Here is a 16,831-nt window from a genome sequence, read left to right as displayed (position 1 = left end):
CATCCGTACGGCGAGGTCGGTCCCGAACCCGGGGCCGGCCTCGCCGTCGTCATGGGGGTCGCGGTGCCGCGGAGGACGGAGCCCGTCGCGCCGGGGGTCAGAGGCTGTCGTCGTCCTCGTCCTCGTCGTCGACGACGATCACGCCATCGGGCACGGGATCGGCCAGCAGGGGCTCCGCGGCGAGGGTGAGGTCGATCGTGGCGCGCAGCAGACCGCCGAGGGTCGCCGAGCGCAGCAGCTCCATCTGGTCCAGCTCGCCGATCGGCGCGATCGCGGCAATCTGCCAGGCCCGGGGCAGGGGCTCCTCCGACAGTTCGACTTCGGCATCCCACCGGGTGCCGCCGAACTGCTGAGCACGCCCCAGCACCCGCCGCACGATGCGCTCGGCCTCCTCGAGCAGAGGGGCGAGTGCGTCGTTCCATTCGAGGTCGGGGAGGGCCCGCACATCGGCCCGGGGGTACGGTGCGTCGTCGAGCCACCCCGTGACCTCGAACCGCTCCGTGCCGCGTGCGACGATCTGCATCTGGCCGGCCTGCGGCACGACGTGGCTCAGCTGCGCCATCGTGCCGACGGCGAAGCGCTGGTCGCCCCCACCGGTCTCGCTGCCGCGCTCGATGAGGACCACGCCGAACGAGGGGTCGGTCTCATCGAGCAGTCGACCGAGCATGACGAGGTAGCGCTCCTCGAAGATGCGCAGCGCCAGCGGCGTGTGCGGGAAGAGGACGGCGCCCAGGGGGAACATCGCGGTACCCATGGTTCCAGTCAACCAGCGTGCGTGCGCGTCGGGGCCGCGGCTGCGGCATCCGGGCGGCGAACAGTCCGCGCGAGCGGGGTCATGCGTCGTCGTCGCGCAGGGTCTCGTGGATGCGGTGCAGATCCATGAGCAGCGACCCCACGAGCACCCAGTGCGCCGTCGAGGGGGTGCGGATCTGCAGCGGACGGGTGAGCGCGGGCTCCTCGACGACCACCCGCTCGGGACCCGCGTCGAGCGCGAACGCGAGGCGGACGTCGTGGGCAGCCCGGTGCAGCTGCTCGGCGATGGCGCGTACGGCGGGTTCGTCGACGATCGTCTTCTCGTACCCGTCGTACACCGCTCGGGTCATGCCGATCGTCTGCGTGACGACGGGGGTGAACCGCTCGAGCAGGTCGCCCATGGTGGCCAGATCGCTGCGGTGACGGCCGCTGCGGGGATTCAGCGCCAAGGAATCCGCCGCGTCGCGGATCGCATCGGCGGCGCCGTCACGCACGGGGCGCAGCAGGCGGGCCTCGAGCAGCAGGCCCTCGAGCGAGCCGGGGGTCTGCGGTGCCTCGAGCGCGTCGGCCAGGCGTTCGAGCGCTTCGGCTAGTTCCCGCCCCAGCACGTCGACCTTCTCGCGCGCGGCGGGGACGAGCACGGGAGGCACGAGCGCGGCGTTGACGACGATGCCGATCGCCGCGCCGATGAGGGTCTCGAGCACGCGGTCGAGGGCGTAGTTGGGGGTCGCCGTCCCGAGGGCGAGCACCAGCAGGGCGCTGATCGCGATCTGGTTGGTGGCTCCGGGCGACATGCGCGCGGCCCACGCGACGACGAGGGCGACGCCCGCCGACAGCAGCGCCACCCACGGCTGGGAACCGAACACGAGCCCGAGCAGTGCGGCGATCACGACGCCGACGATCACGCCGACGCTGCGCTCGACCGCGCGGGTGAACGACTGGTTGATGCTCGGCTGCACCACGAGCAGGGCCGCGATGGCGGCGAAGATCGGCGGCGGGCCCTGCACGAGCCACCCGGCGATCAGCCAGGCGGCCACGACCGCGACGGCCGATTTCGCGACCTGCAGGAGAGGGATGCGCCGGGCGGAGCGGAACGTCAGGCTGTCGCGCATGAATCGAGCCTAGGCGGCGCGCATGTCTCAGCCCCGGCGCGAGACGATGTCATCGGCGTGCGTGGCGACCCATTGCATGAGCGGGATCACCCGTTCCATCAGATCGCGCCCCCGGTCGGTGAGGCGGTACTCGACGCGCGGGGGCACCTCGGGGTAGGCGGTGCGGTCGACGAGACCGTCGGCCTCGAGGGTCTTCAGCGTGCTGGCGAGCATCTTCTCGCTGATCCCCGAAACGTTGCGCCGCAGCACGCCCCACCGCTGGGTGCCGTCGGACAGGGCCATCAGCACGAGCACGCCCCACTTGCCCATGACGTGGTCGAGCACCGTGCGGGTGGGGCACCCGTCTTGGAAGACACCCGGTTGTTCAGCGCGGAGATCCGCAAGACTGACGTTCATGTGAGTACCTAACCAGAAAGTGGGTACCTGCATTCCGGAATGCGCTGAACGGATCGACGTTGGCTTCGTCGTACCGATCGAAAGGACACCCCATGACCCTCCTCGTCACCGCCGCCTCCGGACACCTCGGCCGTCTCGTCATCGACGCCCTGCTCGAACGCGGGGTCTCGGCATCCGACATCGTCGCGGGCGTGCGCACCCTCGCCAAAGCCGACGACCTGGCCGCTCGCGGCGTGGGCGTCGTCGAGCTCGACTACTCCCGCCCCGAGACGCTCGCCCCGGCCTTCGCGTCGGTGACCCGCGTGCTGCTCATCTCGGGAACCGACGCGGATCGCGTCGCGGGGCACCGCAACGTCATCGACGCCGCGCGCGCGGCCGGCGTCGAGCGCCTCGTCTACACCAGCGCCCCGCGCGTCGACGAGGTCGACTACGCCCTCGGCGCCGACCACAAGGCGACCGAGGCCGCGATCGCCGCGTCGGGGGTGGAGGCCACGATCCTGCGCCACAACTGGTACACCGAGAACTACCTCGACGCCGTCGCCCGGGCGACCGAGACGGGCGAGATCGTCGCCGCCGTCGGCCAGGCCCTCGTGGCCAGCGCCAGCCGGCGCGACTACGCCGAGGCCGACGCCGTGGCGCTGATCGGCGACGAGTTCCGCGGTCAGACGCTCGAGCTCGGCGGCGACGTCGCCTGGGACTACGACGAGCTGGCGCGGGCGGCATCCGAGGTCGTGGGTCGCCCCGTGACCTACACGTCGGTGTCGGTGGAGCAGCTCACCGCGGGGCTGCAGGCGGCGGGACTGGATGCCGGTACGGCGGCGTTCGTCGCCGGTATCGACGACGCGATCGCCCGGGGCGCGCTGTCGCGCATCGACGGCACGCTCGCGCGCATCATCGGTCGGCCCACGACTCCGCTGGTCGAGGGCCTGCGCGCCGGTCTCGCCGCCCGCTGAGCGCGCTGACCACCGCGTGAGGAGCCGGAATTCGTCGCTTCGTGCCCCCTCGAAGCGACGATTCTCGGCTCCTCACGCCGTCCTGCGGTCGGGGTGCGCCGTCAGGTGACGCTGGCGCATCGCCAGGAAGAGCGGAAACGTGAACGCGAACGCCGTCACCCCCGACAGCACGACATACAGCCAGCCGAAGCGCATTCCGATACGACGTGCCTCGACGATGACGAAGATGCTCCCCGCCACGGCGACGACCAGCAGGTCGACGGTGATCGACGACACGGCCGGTCCGCTCGAGACGAGGTCGCCGACGAAGTCGCGCATCTGCACGATCGCGAAGACGTTGAAGGTCCACGTGCCCACGAGGCCGGCGACGGCCAACGCGAGGAAGACGACGGCGGTCGGGGTCCAGTGACGGCGGAGCTCTCTCATGACCCGATCCTCGCGCACCCCGGGTGTCGGAGGTGGGGGCTAGCGTCGGGGGATGGATGCCGAACGAGCCGCCCGCATGCTCGACGAGCGCCAGCGCGAGGTCGACCACCGGCTGTCGCGGCTGCGCGAAGACGAAGCGAGCCTGCGTCACGACCGCGCCGACGCCACGGCCGACGACGAGCACGACCCCGAGGGGTCGACCCTGTCGGGTGAGTGGGCGCAGGTCGATGCGCTGCGGCGCGGCGCCGAGGCCGAGCGTGACGAGATCCTCGCGGCGCGGGAACGCGTGGCCGCCGCGACGTTCGGCGTCTGCGAGAACTGCGGCCGCCCGATCGCCGAGGCCCGGCTCGAGGCCCGCCCCTTCGCTCGCCGCTGCATCGACTGCGCGAGCGGGCGACGCCCGTAGGCTCGACGCATGGAACCCGTGCTCATCACGCTGCTGTTCGCCAATGCCGTCTTCAACGCGGTCGTCTGGCCGCGCTTCTACGTGCGCGTGGCGAAAGACCCCCGTGCCAAGAACGCCGCGGGCAAGGCCACGCCGTTCCTCATCGTGCACACCGTGCTGATCGCCCTGGCATTGACCCTCGCGCTCGCCTCCCTGATCGCCGGCATCGCCGCCCTCGTCGGCTGACCGGGGCGGTCGTGCACACCCCACGGTAGAATCGGGTCGCGGGTTCGCCCGCCGCACATTGTGCAACTACCTACCTCACCGGCAAGGCGGCACGTTCCATCGCCCCCACCGGAGAACGCTCCATGACCACGCCCGTCGCCGCCCATCGCCCGCTGATCCACCACACCGGGTTCTGGTACTTCCCCGTCGCGTTCGTCGCACGACTGCCGTTCGCAATGATGACGGTGGGCGTGCTCGCCCTGGTCGTCGCGATGCGCGGCTCGGTCGCTCTCGGTGGTCTCACCTCGGCGGCCGTGGGCCTGGGCGTGGTGGTCGCCGGTCCCGTGCTCGGGGACCTCGCCGACCGCTTCGGGCAGCGGCGCGTGCTCGTGCCGGTCGGTGTGGCCAACGGCATCCTGCTCGCGATATTCCCCCTGGTCGTGGCGAACGCCGGCGCCGACGCGCTCCTGCTGTCGGCGGCCGCCGCCATCGGCCTGACCGGACCGCAGACGGCGGCGATGTCGCGCAGTCGTGTGATGGCCCTCATCGGCGACCGGGTGGACCCCGCGCGTCGCGAACGCACCTTCTCGCGGGCCATGGCCTACGAGTCCGCCGCCGATGAGACGGCCTTCGTCATCGGACCGTTCGTCGTCGGTGTGCTCGCCGCCCTCATCGCCCCGTGGGCGCCCATCGCCGGTGCCGCGGTGCTGAGTTTCGTCTTCGTCACCGCCTTCGCGCTGCACCCGACCGGGCGGGCCGTGCCCGAACGCTCGGCGCGGGCGGCGATGGCCCCCTTCCGCGAGCTGGTGCATCCGCGCATGCTCGTGCTGGTGGCCGCGGTCTTCGGCGTCGGGCTGTTCTTCGGTTCGACGCTCACCTCGCTCACCGCGTTCATGGAGGCGCAGGGGGCACCCGAGGCGGGGGCACTGCTGTACGGCGTGATGGGGGTGGGGTCGGCCGTGCTCGCGCTGGCCGTCGCCGCGCTCCCCGTGCGGTTCTCACTCCGGTGGCGCCTGGTGGCGTTCTCGATCGTCCTCACGGCTTCGGCCGGGGCGTACACGGTCGGCGGCTCGGTCGCGACCGTGACCACCGTGCTGTGCCTGATGGGGATCGGCGTCGGCCCCTCGCTCGTGACGCTCTTCAGCCTCGCCGGAAACCGCGCACCACGCGGGCGCACGGCGTCGACCATGACGATCCTCGCCTCGGCCCTCACCCTCGCGCAGGCGCTGTCGTCGGCGGTGACGGGCGCCGTCGCCGAGAGCGTCTCGGTGCAGACCGCGATGCTGTTCCCCGCGGTCGCGGCCCTGCTGGTGCTGGCGATGGCCGCGCTGAACGCCTCCGCCGCCCCACGATGGGATGCCGTCACGACGGCAGCGGATACCGGCGTCGCAGCAGCACACGCTGCACCAGGGTCCACACCGTCGTCACGGTGAGATAGAGCCCGGCCGCGAGCGGCACGAACAGGGCGACGACGGCGGTGGTGAACTGCAGCGCGCCCACCATGCCCGTCGTCCACGCGGGGGCCGAGGGGTCGACGGGAGGCCGCAGGAGCCGCCGCGTGAGCTCGGCCACGCCCGCGATCACCACGACGAGCGCTCCGATCAGGGCGAGGGTCGCGGCATCCACCGTTCCCGAGCCGAGCGCGCCGATGAGGCTGCGTCCGAGCGGCACGCCCAGCAGATCGTGCGAGAGCAGGGCGTTGGATTGACCGCCGACGTTCGGATGCAGGAACACGGCGTAGAGCAGTCCCACGATCGGAGCCTGCGCGAGCATCGGCAGGCATCCCGCCGCGGGAGAGGTTCCCTCGTCGCGGTACAGCTGCAGGGTCTCGCGCTGCAGGCGCTCGGGATTCTTCCCCCAGCGTTCGCGCAGCGTCCTCAGGCGCGGAGCGAGACGCGCGCGGGTCTGCTCGGCCCGAGCCTGCGAGACGCCGACGGGAATGAGCAGGAGGCGCACGGCGAGTGTCACGACGACGACCGCGAGAGCGGCCGCGGCGGTGCCGGCGACGGGATCGAGGGCGGCGGTGAGGGCGAGCATCGCTCGCGTGGTGAGGTCGAGGAGCAGGGCGAGGGGAGGAAGGGCGAAGAGGTCCACGGGTGTCCGTTCGGTGCGGCGATCACGGGTCGATCGGTCGCGGGGCGCGGGCACGACGGCACGCATCCGGGGCGGGCGTGCGGCGCGCGTGAGCGCGGGCGACCGGCATCGCGGGTCCCGGGATGCCGAGGACACCGTCGTGAGAGACGGCTCGGCGCGCGGGACTACGCGGTGCGGACCGCGTGCCCCGGCGCGCGGGGACGAGGATGACCGGCCGCGTCGGGGTCGCTCTGCGCGACGGGCGCCGACGGATCGATCGGCCGCGACGACGGCGGTGAGACGGACGCCAGCAGTGCGGGGAGGACCACGAGCACCACGACCGCGGTGACCACGACCGCCGCGGCGAGCACGATCGCCAGCAGCGGTGCACCGTCGCCGGGGGTGAGGGCGAGCTCGGCCGAGGCGAGCAGCACGGTGAGCATGCTGATCAGCGATGCGAACACGTGGCCACCCCCTCTGCGGTCGGGCTCCACGCTAGCAGGGCCCGCTCGCTACGCTGGGGCGATGACCACCCTCGTGCTCACCGTCGTCGGCGACGATCGCGCCGGACTCGTCTCGGCGGTCGCCGACATCGTCGACGCCCACGGCGGCAACTGGGAGAACAGCGAACTGGCCGAACTGGCCGGGGCGTTCGCCGGGATCGTCGAGGTGTCGGTGGCGCCCGACCGCGCCGATGGCCTGCGCGCCGCCCTCGAGGGCCTGGCCGGAACCCTCACCGTCACCGTGCATGCCCGCACGCCCGCGCCGGCGGCATCCGTTCCCCGCACCGTCACTCTCGACGTGGTCGGCAACGACCGGCCGGGGATCGTGCGCGAGATCTCGACCGCGCTGAGTGCGCGGGGCGCCAGCATCGAACGCATGTCGACGCAGACGACGGATGCCGCGATGGCCGGCGGTCGCCTGTTCGAGGCCGTGATCACCGCCACGCTCGGCCCCGACGTCGTCGTCGACGACCTGGTGGCCGACCTCGAGCACCTCGCGGCGGAGATCCAGGTCGACGTCTCGCTGCTGGAGTAGTTCGGACGCGGAGCCGGCGGGGACTCCTCCCCACGCGGCGAGGAGCCTCGGGGCGCCGCTCAGCGTCGGCGCGACCGCGCGACCAGTCGGGCGATGCCGCGCCATCCGATGAGCAGGAGCGCCAGGGTGATCGCGGCGACGATGACGAACGCCACGGCGACGCCCTGACCGCTCACCACGCGCAGCACCATGCCGAGCGCGACCGTGATGGCCCACAGCGGCAGGCCCGCGCGCACGACCGCCAGCGGGTCACGCCAGGCGCGCGTGACGAGCCAGCCGATGGCCAACGCGGCGAGGAACGGCCAGGCGGTGATCGCGAGCTGCGAGCCGAACGGTCCGAACACGTCGCCGTCGTGCGTGGAGCGACCGATGCCGGCGAAGACGACCACGAGCACGGCGTCGAGGACGAACGGCAGGACGGGGGAGCGGCGAGGAGTCGGCACCCCACCATTGTCCTCGCCCCGCAGGGCGACCGCGCGCACGCACCCGCGCGCACTCACCGAGCGCACGGGCTCGCGGGGGAGAACGCGCGCGCGGGATATCGCGGATGTATCGCCGGGCGCAGACGTTCCGGCAACGCCGCGGGCGATGGACTGAGGTTCCCGTTCTGCTGGAGGTTCCCGTGTCCGATCGCTCTGCGCCCTCTCCGACCACCGCGCGCATCCTGCTCGCCACCGCCGTGCTCACCGTCGTGGCGGGGCTGACGCTCGCTCCGCGGGCCGTCGCCTGGCCCGCGCGCACGCTCGTCCTCGATGCGCTCGACCACCTCCCGCCGCGGTGGAACGACCTGCTGCTCGGCGGCAACGCCGACACCGCGCTCAACATCGCGTTCTTCGTGCCGCTCGGCGCCGCGCTCGCGCTCCTGCTGCCGCTGCGATGGTCTCCGGCATCCGTCCTCGTGGCGGCCGCGGTGTCGCTCACGGTGGAGGTCGCGCAGACGGTGCTGCCCGGTCGCGTGTCGGATCCGGGCGACGTGGTGGCGAACGCCGCCGGCGCCCTGGTCGGCACGGTCGTCGTGGTCTTCGCGCGGGTGATGTTCCGCGGGGATCGCGGGTCGGCTCAGCGTGGCAGCCGCAGACGGGCGTGAAGCCCGCCGTCCGCCCTCGGCCACAGCTCGAGCCGGCCCCGGTGCGCCCGGGCGACCGAGGCGACGATGGCGAGTCCGAGACCCGTTCCGTCGGACCGGCCACGGGTGCGACCCGCTCCCCGCACGAAGGGCTCGGCGAGCGTGGCGACGAGTTCGCGTGCGAGCGGGGCTCCGGAGTTCGCGACGTCGACGATGACGTCGGTCTCGTCGCCGCCCACCGCGATCCGCACCCAACCGCCGGCGACGTTGTGCACGACGGCGTTGCAGACGAGATTCCCCACCGCCTGGCGGACCAGGGTCGCATCGACGCGCGCCACGACGCCCGTCGCGGCAGGGACGGCGAGATCGATGCCGGCGGCGGCGGCCGCGTCGCGTTCGTCGTCGACCGCCGCGGTGACCAGGGCTCCGACATCGGTCGTGTGCCGCGGCCGTTCACCGGCTCGTCCGGCGACCGCGAGGTCGACCCGCGCGAGATCGAGGAGCGCCTCGGTGAGGTCGATGGCGCGTTCGTTGGTGACCTCGAGGCGGTGCAGAAGTGTCGGCAGATCGACGCCCGCGGGATCGGCGTGCGCCACTTCGAGCAGCGTGCGCATCGTGGCGTGCGGGGTGCGCAGCTCGTGCGACGCGTTGGCCGCGAAGCGCTTCTCCTCGTCGAGGGTCTCGCCCACGCGGGTGAGCATCGCGTCGAAGGTGTCGGCGAGATCGGTGAGTTCGTCGCGGCGCCCGGGCAGCGCCGCGCGGTGTTGCAGGTCTCCGTCGCGCACGGCACGGGCAGCGTCCGTGATGCGCGTCAGCGGGCGCAGCATGAGACCGGCCACGAACCATCCGCCGCCGAGGCCGAGGGCCGCGAGCCCGATCACGGTGTACCAGGCGTATCGCACGAACGCCTCGACCAGATCGCGCCGGCCGGGGGTGAAGGCCCCGCTCTCGGACGAGAGGTTGCCCTCGGGCAGGAACCGCAGCACGAGGAAGCCCAGCACGAACACCGCCACGCCCACGACCACGACGAAGGCCGCGTAGCTGAGAGTGAGCTTGAGCCGGACCGAGAGTCCCGCCGGGCGCTCACTCATCGGCGGACCCGACGCGGTAGCCCACCCCGGCGACCGTCTGGATCAGCCACGGCTCGCCGAGCCGTTTGCGCAACGTCGAGATCGTGATGCGGACGGCGTTGGTGAAGGGATCGGCGTTCTCGTCCCACGCGCGTTCGAGCAGCGTCTCGGTGCTCACGACCCCGCCGGCCGCGGCCAGCAGCACCTCGAGCACCGCGAACTGCTTGCGGGTGAGAGACACGTAGCGTCCGTCGCGGTAGACCTCGCGCCGGAAGGGGTCCAGGCGGATGCCGTCGCGCTCGAGCACCGGGGGAGTCCCGGCCGCGGGGCGCCGGGCGAGGGCGCGCAGGCGCAGCACGAGCTCCTTGAGCACGAAGGGCTTGGTGAGGTAGTCGTCGGCGCCGCTCTCGAACCCGCGGGCCTTGTCGTCGAGTCGGTCGGCGGCGGTGAGCATGAGCACGCGCGGGGCCGCCGGCCGAGCCGAGAGCTCGCGCGCGATCTCGTCGCCGTTCGGGCCGGGGATGTCGCGGTCCAGCACGACGACGTCGTAGGCGGTGTACCCGAGCAGTTCCAGGGCGGTGTCGCCGTCGCCGGCGATGTCGGCCGCGATCGCCTCGAGCCGCAGACCATCGCGGATCGCTTCGGCGAGGTAGGGCTCGTCCTCGACGATCAGCACACGCATACCGCGATCGTAGGCCGACCGGTGTATCGCGGGCGTATGTAGCGTGGGGGCATGGCGACGCGACTCCTCCTGCTGGCCGACACCCACGTGCCGAAGCGGGCGCGCGTGCTTCCGGATGCCGTGCGGCGGGCGGCATCCGGAGTCGACCTCATCGTGCACGCGGGCGACTGGGTCGAGGCGGCGGTCCTCGACGAGCTGAGCGCCCTCGGACCGGTCCTCGGCGTGTGGGGCAACAACGACGGCGACGACCTGCGGGCGCGTCTGCCCGAGGTCGCCCGCGCCGACGTCGAGGGCGTGCGCGTCGCCGTGGTGCACGAGACGGGCGCGGCGGCGGGGCGCGAGCGGCGAATGGACGCGGCGTTCCCCGACACCGATCTGCTGGTGTTCGGGCACAGCCACATCCCCTGGGACACCGTGACTCCGCGAGGCCTACGACTGCTCAACCCCGGGTCGCCCACCGACCGGCGGCGTCAGCCGGCGTGCACGGTGATGACGCTGACCCTCGCCGACTCCGGGGTGCACGACGTCGAGCTGCACGAGGTGTCGCGCGACTGAACGCGGTATCGGCGGCGTATGCGTCGTCGCATACGATCCTGCAACGCGGCGGACGCTCGACTGGGTGCATGGCACCTCCGACCTCTGCTCCCGCTTCTTCTCGACACCGACGCCGTCTGGCGCTGCTCACCATCGGCGGTGGCCTCGTCGTCGTTCTTACGGCGGCGATCACCCTGGCCGCCTCGACGACGGCCATCTCGTTCACCTCGGGCGTGCTCGCGGCGACGGGATCCGCCCCCACGATCGACGACGGCGTCGTCGACGCGGCACTCCCGCTGAGCGTCGACGAAGACGAACATCCCGCGATGGTGCGCCTCGACGACGGTCTGCGTGAGGCCCTGCGCGCGGCGCAGGTCGCCGCCCTCGACGACGGCGTCACCTTCGACATCACGAGCGGGTGGCGCAGCGCCGATTATCAACGGTGGCTGTTGGCCGACGCGATCGCCACCTCCGGCAGTGAAGAGACGGTGCGTGAGCTCGTGGCCACGCCCGAGCGGTCGAGTCATGTGACGGGCCGGGCCGTGGACATCGGCTCGCTCGACGCGCAGCTGTGGCTCATCGAGCACGGTCGCGCGTGGGGGCTCTGCCAGACGTATGCGAACGAGCGGTGGCATTTCGAACGCGCGACCCGCGACGGGGAGGACTGCCCCGAGCCGCGCATCGACGCCCGCGGGTGAGAGCCCGCGGGTGACGGCACGCGGGTGATACAGCGACGGCGCCGTCCCCCGGAGGGGGCGGCGCCGTCGTGGTGCTGCGTGCTGCTACTTGACCGCGAGGTGACGCGACGAGCCGGTCAGCGGGCAGTCGAACGGGTCGCGGGCCGCGAGTCCGACTTCGTTGAGGTAGCGGATGACGATTCCGTAGGACTGCAGCAGGGTCGTCTCGACGTAGGGCACACCGAGGGTCTGGCAGTGCTCGCGCACGATGGCGCGGGCGCGGCTGAGCTGCGGGCGGGCCATGTTCGGGAACAGGTGGTGCTCGATCTGGTAGTTCAGACCGCCCATGAGCCAGGTGGCCCACCAGCCGCCGGAGATGTTGCGCGAGGTGCGCACCTGCTTGCTGAAGAAGTCCAGCTTCGCTCCGGGTTCGATGACGGCCATGCCCTTGTGGTTGGGTGCGAAGGACGCTCCCATGTACACGCCGAAGACGGCGAGCTGCACACCCAGGAAGGCGAACGCCATGCCGAGGGGCAGGAACACGAAGATGGGCGTCAGCACCAGCGCGTGGCGCACGGCCAGCAGAGCCAACTCGCGCCAGCGGCCCTTGACCTCTTGACGAGAGAACAGGTGGCGGAAGGCGAGGGCGTGCAGGTTCAGGCCCTCGAGCGTGAGCAGGGGGAAGAACAGCCATCCCTGTCGCCGGGTGATCCAGCGCTGGATGCCGCGGGCCTTGGCGGCGTCTTCGTCGAGGAACGAGATCGTGTCGATCTCGATGTCGGGGTCTTTGCCGACGCGGTTCGGGTTGGCGTGGTGCCGCGTGTGCTTGGACGCCCACCACGACTGGCTCATGCCGACGATGCCGTTGCCGATCCACAGTGCCAACCGGTCGTTCGCGGGACCGGATGCCAGGATCTGGCGGTGGTTCGCCTCGTGGGCGAGGAATGCGACCTGGGTGAACAGGATGCCGAGTGCCGCGGCGATCAGAAGCTGGAACCAGCTGTCACCCAGAAGAATGGAACCGGTGATGGTGGCGGCGAACCCGAGGGTGATCGCAATGCCCACCACGAGGTAGAACCGGGGGGTGCGGGCCAGGAGGCCGCTCTCGCGGACGACCGACGACAACTCTGTGTAGGCCTTCGCGATCGGGGGGAATTCGGTGGTGCCGGAGTACGTCTGACGAACGGGGCCGAGGCGGGACTCGACGATGGTGGAGGCGATGGACTGCTCCTCTAATCGGGTTGACCGTGGTCGGGAGCCGAGGTGGATACCCCGGTCTGAGGATCACACTACGGGGGACCGTATGGGCCGTTCGGAATACATCCACATGTGCAGGAGGCTCACGGGAAATGCGAAGAGAGGGAGTCGACGCCGGCGCGGCCGCGAAGGTCGCCGACGTCCGCCCGGGAACGACGAAAGCCGGGTCCGTCGCGAGGCGACGGGTCCCGGCTTCCGAGGTAAGCGGAGCTTAGAGGGGCTGGATGTTCGCAGCCTGCATGCCCTTGGGGCCCTGCTCGGCGTCGAATTCGACCTTCTGCGCTTCCTGCAGCTCCTTGAAGCCGTTGCCCTGGATCGCGCTGAAGTGCGCGAACAGGTCGGCGGAGCCGTCATCGGGAGCGATGAAGCCGTAGCCCTTTTCGGAGTTGAACCATTTCACGGTGCCAGTGGCCATCGTGTTCTTCCTTTATTCATGTTGGGCCGCAGTCGCGGCCGTGGGCGCCGCTCCGGCGCGTGCGGAGCGGACGGGTTACGCCGAGTCACCGTACTGGTGGCTCGTACGCGATGCCTGTTGACGGCGGCCTGAGCCGCGTCGACGGACGTGTGGACACCGAGATTCTCGCCGAGCGGACCCTGGGCTTCGAAGCCCGAGGTGCCCGCGCCGACGAAACCGGCGTAGTCGGATCCGGCCATCGCGACGAAGACGTCGAGATCGGCCTGGCGCCACGATAGTGGCGAAAGGTGAAGCAAGGACACAGAAACTTTCCGCGAGTGCGAGGCGAGGACCGAAGCCGTCGAGCGAGGCACGCGATGGTAGGGGGAGGGAATGCTGTCACTCACGGCTCGGCGCTGTGCGCCCGGCATCTCTGCGATGAGGCGGTCGTCCATGAAGCAAGTCCCAGAATTAATGCCTCCACGTTATCACGGATACCGGTTCTGTGCCCAAGAGGATGCTGACGGCGTCGAACGTGTGCACTGGAGTCATGGCATCCGGCGATCCTTCCCCCTCCGACGACGAACGGTGGCTCGTGATCGACGGCCGTCGCTGGCGGCGTACCGACCCCGCCCTGCCCGACGACCTCGCCGCACGTCTGCGTTCGCATCTAGGCCGGGCGCGCTCCGCCGTGCGCACCGGAAAGCGCGCGGGCGACGACGCCGCGGTCGCCTCGGCGCGCCGTCGGGTGGGCCTGGCGAAGACGGGCCTCGGAGAGCGCGGCCCGCGCTGGTGGGACGAGGAGGTCGGCGCGCGCATCGGTCGCGCGACCGACGCCGTCGAGGAGCTCGACGGGCTCGCACCGCCCGCCTCGGGAGCAGATGCCGGCGGCGAGGTCAATCCGTAGCGTGCCGCGCGCCGTCGGGGTCTGCTGAGAGTTCCGAAGAAAGGAACCGTCATGTCCTCCACTCCGTCCGAGCTCGAGAAGCTCAACGATCTGCTCAAGAAGTTCCGTTTCGCGATGGTCACCACGCGGGCCGAGGGTGGCGACCTGCATGCCCACCCGCTCACGGTGCAGGAGACCGAGTCCGACGGTGACCTGTGGTTCATCGTGGGGACGCACGCGTCGGCCGTCGAGCACGTGCGGCGCGACCCGAAGGTGGGCCTGTCGTTCAGCTCCGACGGTCTCTGGCTCTCGCTCGCCGGTGAGGGCGAGGTGGTGGACGACCTGGCCAAGCTCAAGGAGCTGTGGTCGACCAGCGTCGAGGCGTGGTTCCCGGAGGGGCCCGAGTCGCCCGGTGTGACGCTGCTGAAGGTGTCGGCGTTGACCGGCGAGTACTGGGGGAGTGCGGGCGGTCGCATCGCCACGGCGGTGGCCCTGGTGACGTCGAAGGTCACCGGCGAACGTCCTCGGGGCGGCGAGAACGAGACGTTCGACCTGACCGACTGAGAGCACCCCCACAGCGGCTCGCCGGGCGAGGGCGCCGGCTCAGCCGCCCGAGGGGTTGTCGACCGGCGCGTCGTCGCCGTCGGTGGTGTCGGGGATCTCGGGGGCGTCCGCCGTCTCGAGTTCGTCGGGCTGATCGGCGGTGTCGTCGTGGCTGTGGTCGGGTGTCGAGTTCATGCCGACACCCGACCACGGCCCGTCGTCATCGCGCGCGGGGATTGCGCGGACCGTGCCCGTGTGCAGGCGCAAGCCCCCGGGGTGAACCGTCGGGTCTTGCGACGATGTCGGCATGTCACGACCCGAGGTGCGCTCCAAGCCCTGCGCGTTCTGCGGCCGACCCTTCACCGACCGCAAGCGCTGGAGCGGACGCGATCAGTGGGATCAGGTGCTCTACTGCTCGCGCGGATGCCGAGCCAAGGCCGCCGCCGCTCGGAGGAGCGCGTGAGTGCGTCGACGAATATCACCGCGGCGCTCATCCTGGCGACGCAGCAGTTCGAGGAGCACCCCGCCTACGCCGACGATGACGTCGACGAGTTCTTCTTCATCGAATCCGCCCCGAGGTTCCGGAAGCTCCCTTATCACCGGCACAAGATCGTGCTGCTCGTGTCGGCTATGCGGCACACCGCCGCACGGCTCGAGTCCGAGGGGCGCACCGTGCGCCGGATCACGCTGCGCGACGATCTCGGGTTCGCGGCCGGCCTGACGCGGCTGCTCGACGATCACGGCGTCGGGACGCTGCGGTGGATGAGCGACCCGAACCGCCCGGTCGACGATCGCATCGCCCGTCTGTGCGAGAAGCGGGGAGTCGACACCGACATCCTCTCGGATGGGCTGTTCCTCACCCCCGAAGACGAGCTCGACCAGTGGTTCGCCGAGCACCCGACGCCGCTCATGGAGGACTTCTACCACTGGCAGCGCCGGCGCACCGGCATCCTGATGGACGGGGGGAAGCCCGCGGGGCGCCGCTGGAACTTCGACGCCGACAACCGCAAGCCGCTGCCCAAGAAGGGGGTCGAGATCCCGGCACTGCCGCAGCCCGAGCATGATGACATCACCCGGGAGGTCATCGCCGAGGTCGACGAGCTCTTCCCCGACCAGCCCGGCGCGGCGGGGGAGTTCTGGCTGCCGGTCACGCCGGAGCAGTCGAGGCAGTGGCTCGACGTGTTCGTCGCCGAGCGCCTGAACGACTTCGGCCGGTACGAGGACGCCATGAGGGCCGACGAGCCCTTCCTCTTCCACGCGATCATCTCGCCGATGCTGAACATTGGCCTGCTCACCGTCGAGGAGGTGGTCGCCGCAGCGACGCGGACCGATGCCCCGCTGGCATCCGTCGAGGGGTTCATCCGCCAGGTGATCGGATGGCGCGAGTACATGCGCGGCATGTACCGGGCGCACCCGAAGCTGGAGCACGTCAACGCGCTGCACCTCGAGCAGCGCATCGAGAAGTACTGGTACACCGCGCAACGGATGCCGAGCACCCTGCCGATCCCGGTGCGCACGGTGCTCGAACGCGTGCACCGGTGGGGCTACGCGCACCACATCGAGCGGCTGATGGTGCTCGGCAACTGGTTCCTGCTGCAGGGCTACGCCCCGCGACAGGTGAACGACTGGTTCCTGGCCCTGTTCGTCGACGCGTACGACTGGGTCATGGTGCCCAACGTCATGGGGATGAGCCAGTTCGCCGACGGCGGTTTCGTCGCGACCAAGCCGTACGTGTCGGGCGGGGCGTACCTGCAGAAGATGGGCTCGTGGTGGCCGTCGGCGGCGGATGCCAAGGACTCCGTGTTCACCGAGGCGTACTGGGCGTTCCTCGAACGCCACGAGGACGTGCTGGCCGGCAACCACCGGTTGAGCCTCGCACTGGCCCAGATGCGAAAGCGGCGCGACGCGAAGGGGTAGGGCGGTCCCTCGGGCGCCGCGCTCTCGTCGGCGGTCGGCGAAGCCGTCGGCGCCGCGCGCCGAACTCCTGAGTTTTCGCGCGTCCGCGCCGCGTTGCGGTGATCCCCGCGCCCGGCCGCCCGAAACTCAGGAGTTCGGCACCTAAGCCCGGTCAGCCCTTGAGCTTGTTCAGCGTCGAACCCTTGTGTGCGGCCTTCGCGCCCGACTTCTCGGACTTCACGATGTAGGCCGGTTCGTCATCGGATGCCGTGAACTTCTGGCCGTCGTGCTCGAAGTCCTTCGTCTTCTTCTCGACGACCTCGCCCTGCGTGCGCCCCTGCGGGGTGCCCCAGCTGACCCGGTCGCCCTTCGACAGATCCTTCGACATGGTGCGTCCTTCCGTTCGTGTGCGCTCATGCTCTCGGCAGCGCGAGGGCGCGCTCGGGGGATTGACACCGGCTGCAC

Annotated in this window: 25 protein-coding genes; 12 read left to right on the top strand and 13 right to left on the bottom strand. The window is 71.1% G+C overall.

Annotation, left to right across the window (positions count from 1 at the left end):
- Nucleotides 1–97: 97 nt before the first annotated feature.
- The 3 genes from BJP65_RS02535 to BJP65_RS02525 form a co-directional block, all read right to left on the bottom strand.
- Nucleotides 98–754 carry an LON peptidase substrate-binding domain-containing protein gene (locus BJP65_RS02535; protein ID WP_070408107.1) on the bottom strand — a complete coding sequence of 219 codons (657 nt, stop codon included), beginning with the start codon at nt 752–754 and terminating at the stop codon, nt 98–100.
- A 79-nt stretch (nt 755–833) separates the two neighbouring features.
- Nucleotides 834–1,865 (bottom strand): aromatic acid exporter family protein, encoded by a 1,032-nt coding sequence (locus BJP65_RS02530; protein ID WP_070408106.1) that lies wholly within the window; start codon nt 1,863–1,865, stop codon nt 834–836.
- A gap of 27 nt (nt 1,866–1,892) precedes the next feature.
- Nucleotides 1,893–2,261 carry a helix-turn-helix domain-containing protein gene (locus BJP65_RS02525; RefSeq protein WP_070408105.1) on the bottom strand — a complete coding sequence of 123 codons (369 nt, stop codon included), beginning with the start codon at nt 2,259–2,261 and terminating at the stop codon, nt 1,893–1,895.
- 92 nt (nt 2,262–2,353) lie between these two features.
- On the opposite strand from BJP65_RS02525, the gene BJP65_RS02520 reads away from it, so the two are divergent.
- Nucleotides 2,354–3,214: an SDR family oxidoreductase gene (locus tag BJP65_RS02520; protein WP_070408104.1), complete on the top strand. Its 861-nt coding sequence runs from the start codon at nt 2,354–2,356 to the stop codon at nt 3,212–3,214.
- 72 nt (nt 3,215–3,286) lie between these two features.
- Here BJP65_RS02520 and BJP65_RS02515 read toward each other — a convergent pair whose 3' ends face one another.
- On the bottom strand, nt 3,287–3,640 hold the full coding sequence (locus BJP65_RS02515; protein ID WP_055835647.1) for a DUF2834 domain-containing protein: 354 nt from the start codon (nt 3,638–3,640) through the stop codon (nt 3,287–3,289).
- Between the two features lie 52 nt (nt 3,641–3,692).
- Here BJP65_RS02515 and BJP65_RS02510 point away from each other — a divergent pair, with 52 nt between their 5' ends.
- The 3 genes from BJP65_RS02510 to BJP65_RS02500 all read left to right on the top strand — a co-directional run bounded on the left by BJP65_RS02510 (nt 3,693) and on the right by BJP65_RS02500 (nt 5,683).
- Nucleotides 3,693–4,046: a TraR/DksA C4-type zinc finger protein gene (locus BJP65_RS02510; RefSeq protein ID WP_082509365.1), complete on the top strand. Its 354-nt coding sequence runs from the start codon at nt 3,693–3,695 to the stop codon at nt 4,044–4,046.
- A 9-nt stretch (nt 4,047–4,055) separates the two neighbouring features.
- Nucleotides 4,056–4,271 (top strand): SCO4848 family membrane protein, encoded by a 216-nt coding sequence (locus BJP65_RS02505; RefSeq protein ID WP_055835654.1) that lies wholly within the window; start codon nt 4,056–4,058, stop codon nt 4,269–4,271.
- Between the two features lie 122 nt (nt 4,272–4,393).
- Nucleotides 4,394–5,683 (top strand): MFS transporter, encoded by a 1,290-nt coding sequence (locus BJP65_RS02500; protein WP_070408103.1) that lies wholly within the window; start codon nt 4,394–4,396, stop codon nt 5,681–5,683.
- Here the strand turns inward: BJP65_RS02500 and BJP65_RS02495 are convergent.
- Nucleotides 5,613–6,344: a membrane protein insertase YidC gene (locus tag BJP65_RS02495; protein WP_070408102.1), complete on the bottom strand. Its 732-nt coding sequence runs from the start codon at nt 6,342–6,344 to the stop codon at nt 5,613–5,615. The genes BJP65_RS02500 and BJP65_RS02495 overlap by 71 nt on opposite strands.
- A 164-nt stretch (nt 6,345–6,508) precedes the next feature.
- A complete protein-coding gene (locus BJP65_RS02490) occupies nt 6,509–6,787 on the bottom strand; it encodes a DUF6412 domain-containing protein (RefSeq protein WP_070408101.1) in 279 nt (92 codons plus the stop codon).
- Nucleotides 6,788–6,848: 61 nt separating this feature from the next.
- Here BJP65_RS02490 and BJP65_RS02485 point away from each other — a divergent pair, with 61 nt between their 5' ends.
- The gene (locus BJP65_RS02485; RefSeq protein WP_055835664.1) at nt 6,849–7,361 is read left to right on the top strand and encodes a glycine cleavage system protein R; all 513 of its coding nucleotides are present in this window, start codon (nt 6,849–6,851) and stop codon (nt 7,359–7,361) included.
- Nucleotides 7,362–7,420: 59 nt separating this feature from the next.
- Here BJP65_RS02485 and BJP65_RS02480 read toward each other — a convergent pair whose 3' ends face one another.
- Complete coding sequence (locus BJP65_RS02480; RefSeq protein ID WP_070408100.1) at nt 7,421–7,804, bottom strand: DUF3054 domain-containing protein; 384 nt, start codon at nt 7,802–7,804, stop codon at nt 7,421–7,423.
- Between the two features lie 179 nt (nt 7,805–7,983).
- Between BJP65_RS02480 and BJP65_RS02475 the strand changes: the two genes are divergently transcribed.
- Nucleotides 7,984–8,448 carry a VanZ family protein gene (locus tag BJP65_RS02475; RefSeq protein ID WP_055835668.1) on the top strand — a complete coding sequence of 155 codons (465 nt, stop codon included), beginning with the start codon at nt 7,984–7,986 and terminating at the stop codon, nt 8,446–8,448.
- Here BJP65_RS02475 and BJP65_RS02470 read toward each other — a convergent pair.
- The gene (locus BJP65_RS02470; protein ID WP_070408099.1) at nt 8,421–9,518 is read right to left on the bottom strand and encodes a HAMP domain-containing sensor histidine kinase; all 1,098 of its coding nucleotides are present in this window, start codon (nt 9,516–9,518) and stop codon (nt 8,421–8,423) included. The two genes, BJP65_RS02475 and BJP65_RS02470, sit on opposite strands and share 28 nt — an antisense overlap.
- On the bottom strand, nt 9,511–10,179 hold the full coding sequence (locus BJP65_RS02465) for a response regulator transcription factor (RefSeq protein WP_070408098.1): 669 nt from the start codon (nt 10,177–10,179) through the stop codon (nt 9,511–9,513). Before BJP65_RS02465 ends, BJP65_RS02470 begins: the two co-directional genes overlap by 8 nt.
- Before the next feature lie 51 nt (nt 10,180–10,230).
- Here BJP65_RS02465 and BJP65_RS02460 point away from each other — a divergent pair, with 51 nt between their 5' ends.
- On the top strand, nt 10,231–10,734 hold the full coding sequence (locus tag BJP65_RS02460; protein ID WP_070408097.1) for a metallophosphoesterase: 504 nt from the start codon (nt 10,231–10,233) through the stop codon (nt 10,732–10,734).
- Nucleotides 10,735–10,802: 68 nt separating this feature from the next.
- On the top strand, nt 10,803–11,411 hold the full coding sequence (locus tag BJP65_RS02455; protein ID WP_083285670.1) for a M15 family metallopeptidase: 609 nt from the start codon (nt 10,803–10,805) through the stop codon (nt 11,409–11,411).
- Between the two features lie 84 nt (nt 11,412–11,495).
- On the opposite strand, the gene BJP65_RS02450 is transcribed toward BJP65_RS02455, so the two are convergent.
- The gene (locus tag BJP65_RS02450; protein WP_082509371.1) at nt 11,496–12,611 is read right to left on the bottom strand and encodes an acyl-CoA desaturase; all 1,116 of its coding nucleotides are present in this window, start codon (nt 12,609–12,611) and stop codon (nt 11,496–11,498) included.
- 247 nt (nt 12,612–12,858) lie between these two features.
- Nucleotides 12,859–13,062, bottom strand: coding sequence for a cold-shock protein (locus BJP65_RS02445; RefSeq protein WP_055835690.1), 204 nt, complete (start codon nt 13,060–13,062; stop codon nt 12,859–12,861).
- 529 nt (nt 13,063–13,591) lie between these two features.
- Here BJP65_RS02445 and BJP65_RS02440 point away from each other — a divergent pair.
- Both BJP65_RS02440 and BJP65_RS02435 read left to right on the top strand, forming a co-directional pair.
- On the top strand, nt 13,592–13,948 hold the full coding sequence (locus tag BJP65_RS02440; RefSeq protein WP_070408095.1) for a biopolymer transporter Tol: 357 nt from the start codon (nt 13,592–13,594) through the stop codon (nt 13,946–13,948).
- A 51-nt stretch (nt 13,949–13,999) separates the two neighbouring features.
- Nucleotides 14,000–14,491 carry a pyridoxamine 5'-phosphate oxidase family protein gene (locus BJP65_RS02435; RefSeq protein ID WP_055835696.1) on the top strand — a complete coding sequence of 164 codons (492 nt, stop codon included), beginning with the start codon at nt 14,000–14,002 and terminating at the stop codon, nt 14,489–14,491.
- A gap of 39 nt (nt 14,492–14,530) precedes the next feature.
- Here BJP65_RS02435 and BJP65_RS02430 read toward each other — a convergent pair whose 3' ends face one another.
- Nucleotides 14,531–14,779, bottom strand: a complete 249-nt coding sequence (locus BJP65_RS02430) for a hypothetical protein (RefSeq protein WP_083285669.1) — start codon at nt 14,777–14,779, stop codon at nt 14,531–14,533.
- On the opposite strand from BJP65_RS02430, the gene BJP65_RS16205 reads away from it, so the two are divergent.
- Together BJP65_RS16205 and BJP65_RS02425 are read left to right on the top strand one after the other, a co-directional pair.
- A complete protein-coding gene (locus tag BJP65_RS16205) occupies nt 14,778–14,933 on the top strand; it encodes a DUF2256 domain-containing protein (RefSeq protein ID WP_082509373.1) in 156 nt (51 codons plus the stop codon). The two genes, BJP65_RS02430 and BJP65_RS16205, sit on opposite strands and share 2 nt — an antisense overlap.
- On the top strand, nt 14,930–16,387 hold the full coding sequence (locus tag BJP65_RS02425; RefSeq protein ID WP_070408093.1) for a cryptochrome/photolyase family protein: 1,458 nt from the start codon (nt 14,930–14,932) through the stop codon (nt 16,385–16,387). Before BJP65_RS16205 ends, BJP65_RS02425 begins: the two co-directional genes overlap by 4 nt.
- 151 nt (nt 16,388–16,538) lie before the next feature.
- Here the strand turns inward: BJP65_RS02425 and BJP65_RS02420 are convergent, their stop codons facing one another.
- Nucleotides 16,539–16,754 (bottom strand): DUF2945 domain-containing protein, encoded by a 216-nt coding sequence (locus BJP65_RS02420; RefSeq protein WP_070408092.1) that lies wholly within the window; start codon nt 16,752–16,754, stop codon nt 16,539–16,541.
- Nucleotides 16,755–16,831: the final 77 nt, after the last annotated feature.

It is taken from the genome of Microbacterium sp. BH-3-3-3, from assembly GCF_001792815.1.
Taxonomy (GTDB): Bacteria; Actinomycetota; Actinomycetes; order Actinomycetales; family Microbacteriaceae; genus Microbacterium.
This window is presented reverse-complemented; position numbering and strand designations above follow the sequence as displayed.

What these genes read in the sequence shown, in the direction of transcription:
- BJP65_RS02500 (WP_070408103.1), top strand. Translation starts at nt 4,394, where the DNA reads ATGACCACGCCCGTCGCCGCCCATCGCCCGCTGATCCACCACACCGGG.
- BJP65_RS02435 (WP_055835696.1), top strand. Translation starts at nt 14,000, where the DNA reads ATGTCCTCCACTCCGTCCGAGCTCGAGAAGCTCAACGATCTGCTCAAG.
- BJP65_RS02530 (WP_070408106.1), bottom strand. Translation starts at nt 1,865, where the DNA reads ATGCGCGACAGCCTGACGTTCCGCTCCGCCCGGCGCATCCCTCTCCTG.
- BJP65_RS02470 (WP_070408099.1), bottom strand. Translation starts at nt 9,518, where the DNA reads ATGAGTGAGCGCCCGGCGGGACTCTCGGTCCGGCTCAAGCTCACTCTC.
- BJP65_RS02520 (WP_070408104.1), top strand. Translation starts at nt 2,354, where the DNA reads ATGACCCTCCTCGTCACCGCCGCCTCCGGACACCTCGGCCGTCTCGTC.
- BJP65_RS02515 (WP_055835647.1), bottom strand. Translation starts at nt 3,640, where the DNA reads ATGAGAGAGCTCCGCCGTCACTGGACCCCGACCGCCGTCGTCTTCCTC.
- BJP65_RS02510 (WP_082509365.1), top strand. Translation starts at nt 3,693, where the DNA reads ATGGATGCCGAACGAGCCGCCCGCATGCTCGACGAGCGCCAGCGCGAG.
- BJP65_RS02455 (WP_083285670.1), top strand. Translation starts at nt 10,803, where the DNA reads ATGGCACCTCCGACCTCTGCTCCCGCTTCTTCTCGACACCGACGCCGT.
- BJP65_RS02430 (WP_083285669.1), bottom strand. Translation starts at nt 14,779, where the DNA reads ATGCCGACATCGTCGCAAGACCCGACGGTTCACCCCGGGGGCTTGCGC.
- BJP65_RS02460 (WP_070408097.1), top strand. Translation starts at nt 10,231, where the DNA reads ATGGCGACGCGACTCCTCCTGCTGGCCGACACCCACGTGCCGAAGCGG.
- BJP65_RS02505 (WP_055835654.1), top strand. Translation starts at nt 4,056, where the DNA reads ATGGAACCCGTGCTCATCACGCTGCTGTTCGCCAATGCCGTCTTCAAC.
- BJP65_RS02440 (WP_070408095.1), top strand. Translation starts at nt 13,592, where the DNA reads ATGGCATCCGGCGATCCTTCCCCCTCCGACGACGAACGGTGGCTCGTG.
- BJP65_RS02420 (WP_070408092.1), bottom strand. Translation starts at nt 16,754, where the DNA reads ATGTCGAAGGATCTGTCGAAGGGCGACCGGGTCAGCTGGGGCACCCCG.
- BJP65_RS16205 (WP_082509373.1), top strand. Translation starts at nt 14,778, where the DNA reads ATGTCACGACCCGAGGTGCGCTCCAAGCCCTGCGCGTTCTGCGGCCGA.
- BJP65_RS02535 (WP_070408107.1), bottom strand. Translation starts at nt 754, where the DNA reads ATGGGTACCGCGATGTTCCCCCTGGGCGCCGTCCTCTTCCCGCACACG.
- BJP65_RS02465 (WP_070408098.1), bottom strand. Translation starts at nt 10,179, where the DNA reads ATGCGTGTGCTGATCGTCGAGGACGAGCCCTACCTCGCCGAAGCGATC.
- BJP65_RS02525 (WP_070408105.1), bottom strand. Translation starts at nt 2,261, where the DNA reads ATGAACGTCAGTCTTGCGGATCTCCGCGCTGAACAACCGGGTGTCTTC.
- BJP65_RS02445 (WP_055835690.1), bottom strand. Translation starts at nt 13,062, where the DNA reads ATGGCCACTGGCACCGTGAAATGGTTCAACTCCGAAAAGGGCTACGGC.
- BJP65_RS02485 (WP_055835664.1), top strand. Translation starts at nt 6,849, where the DNA reads ATGACCACCCTCGTGCTCACCGTCGTCGGCGACGATCGCGCCGGACTC.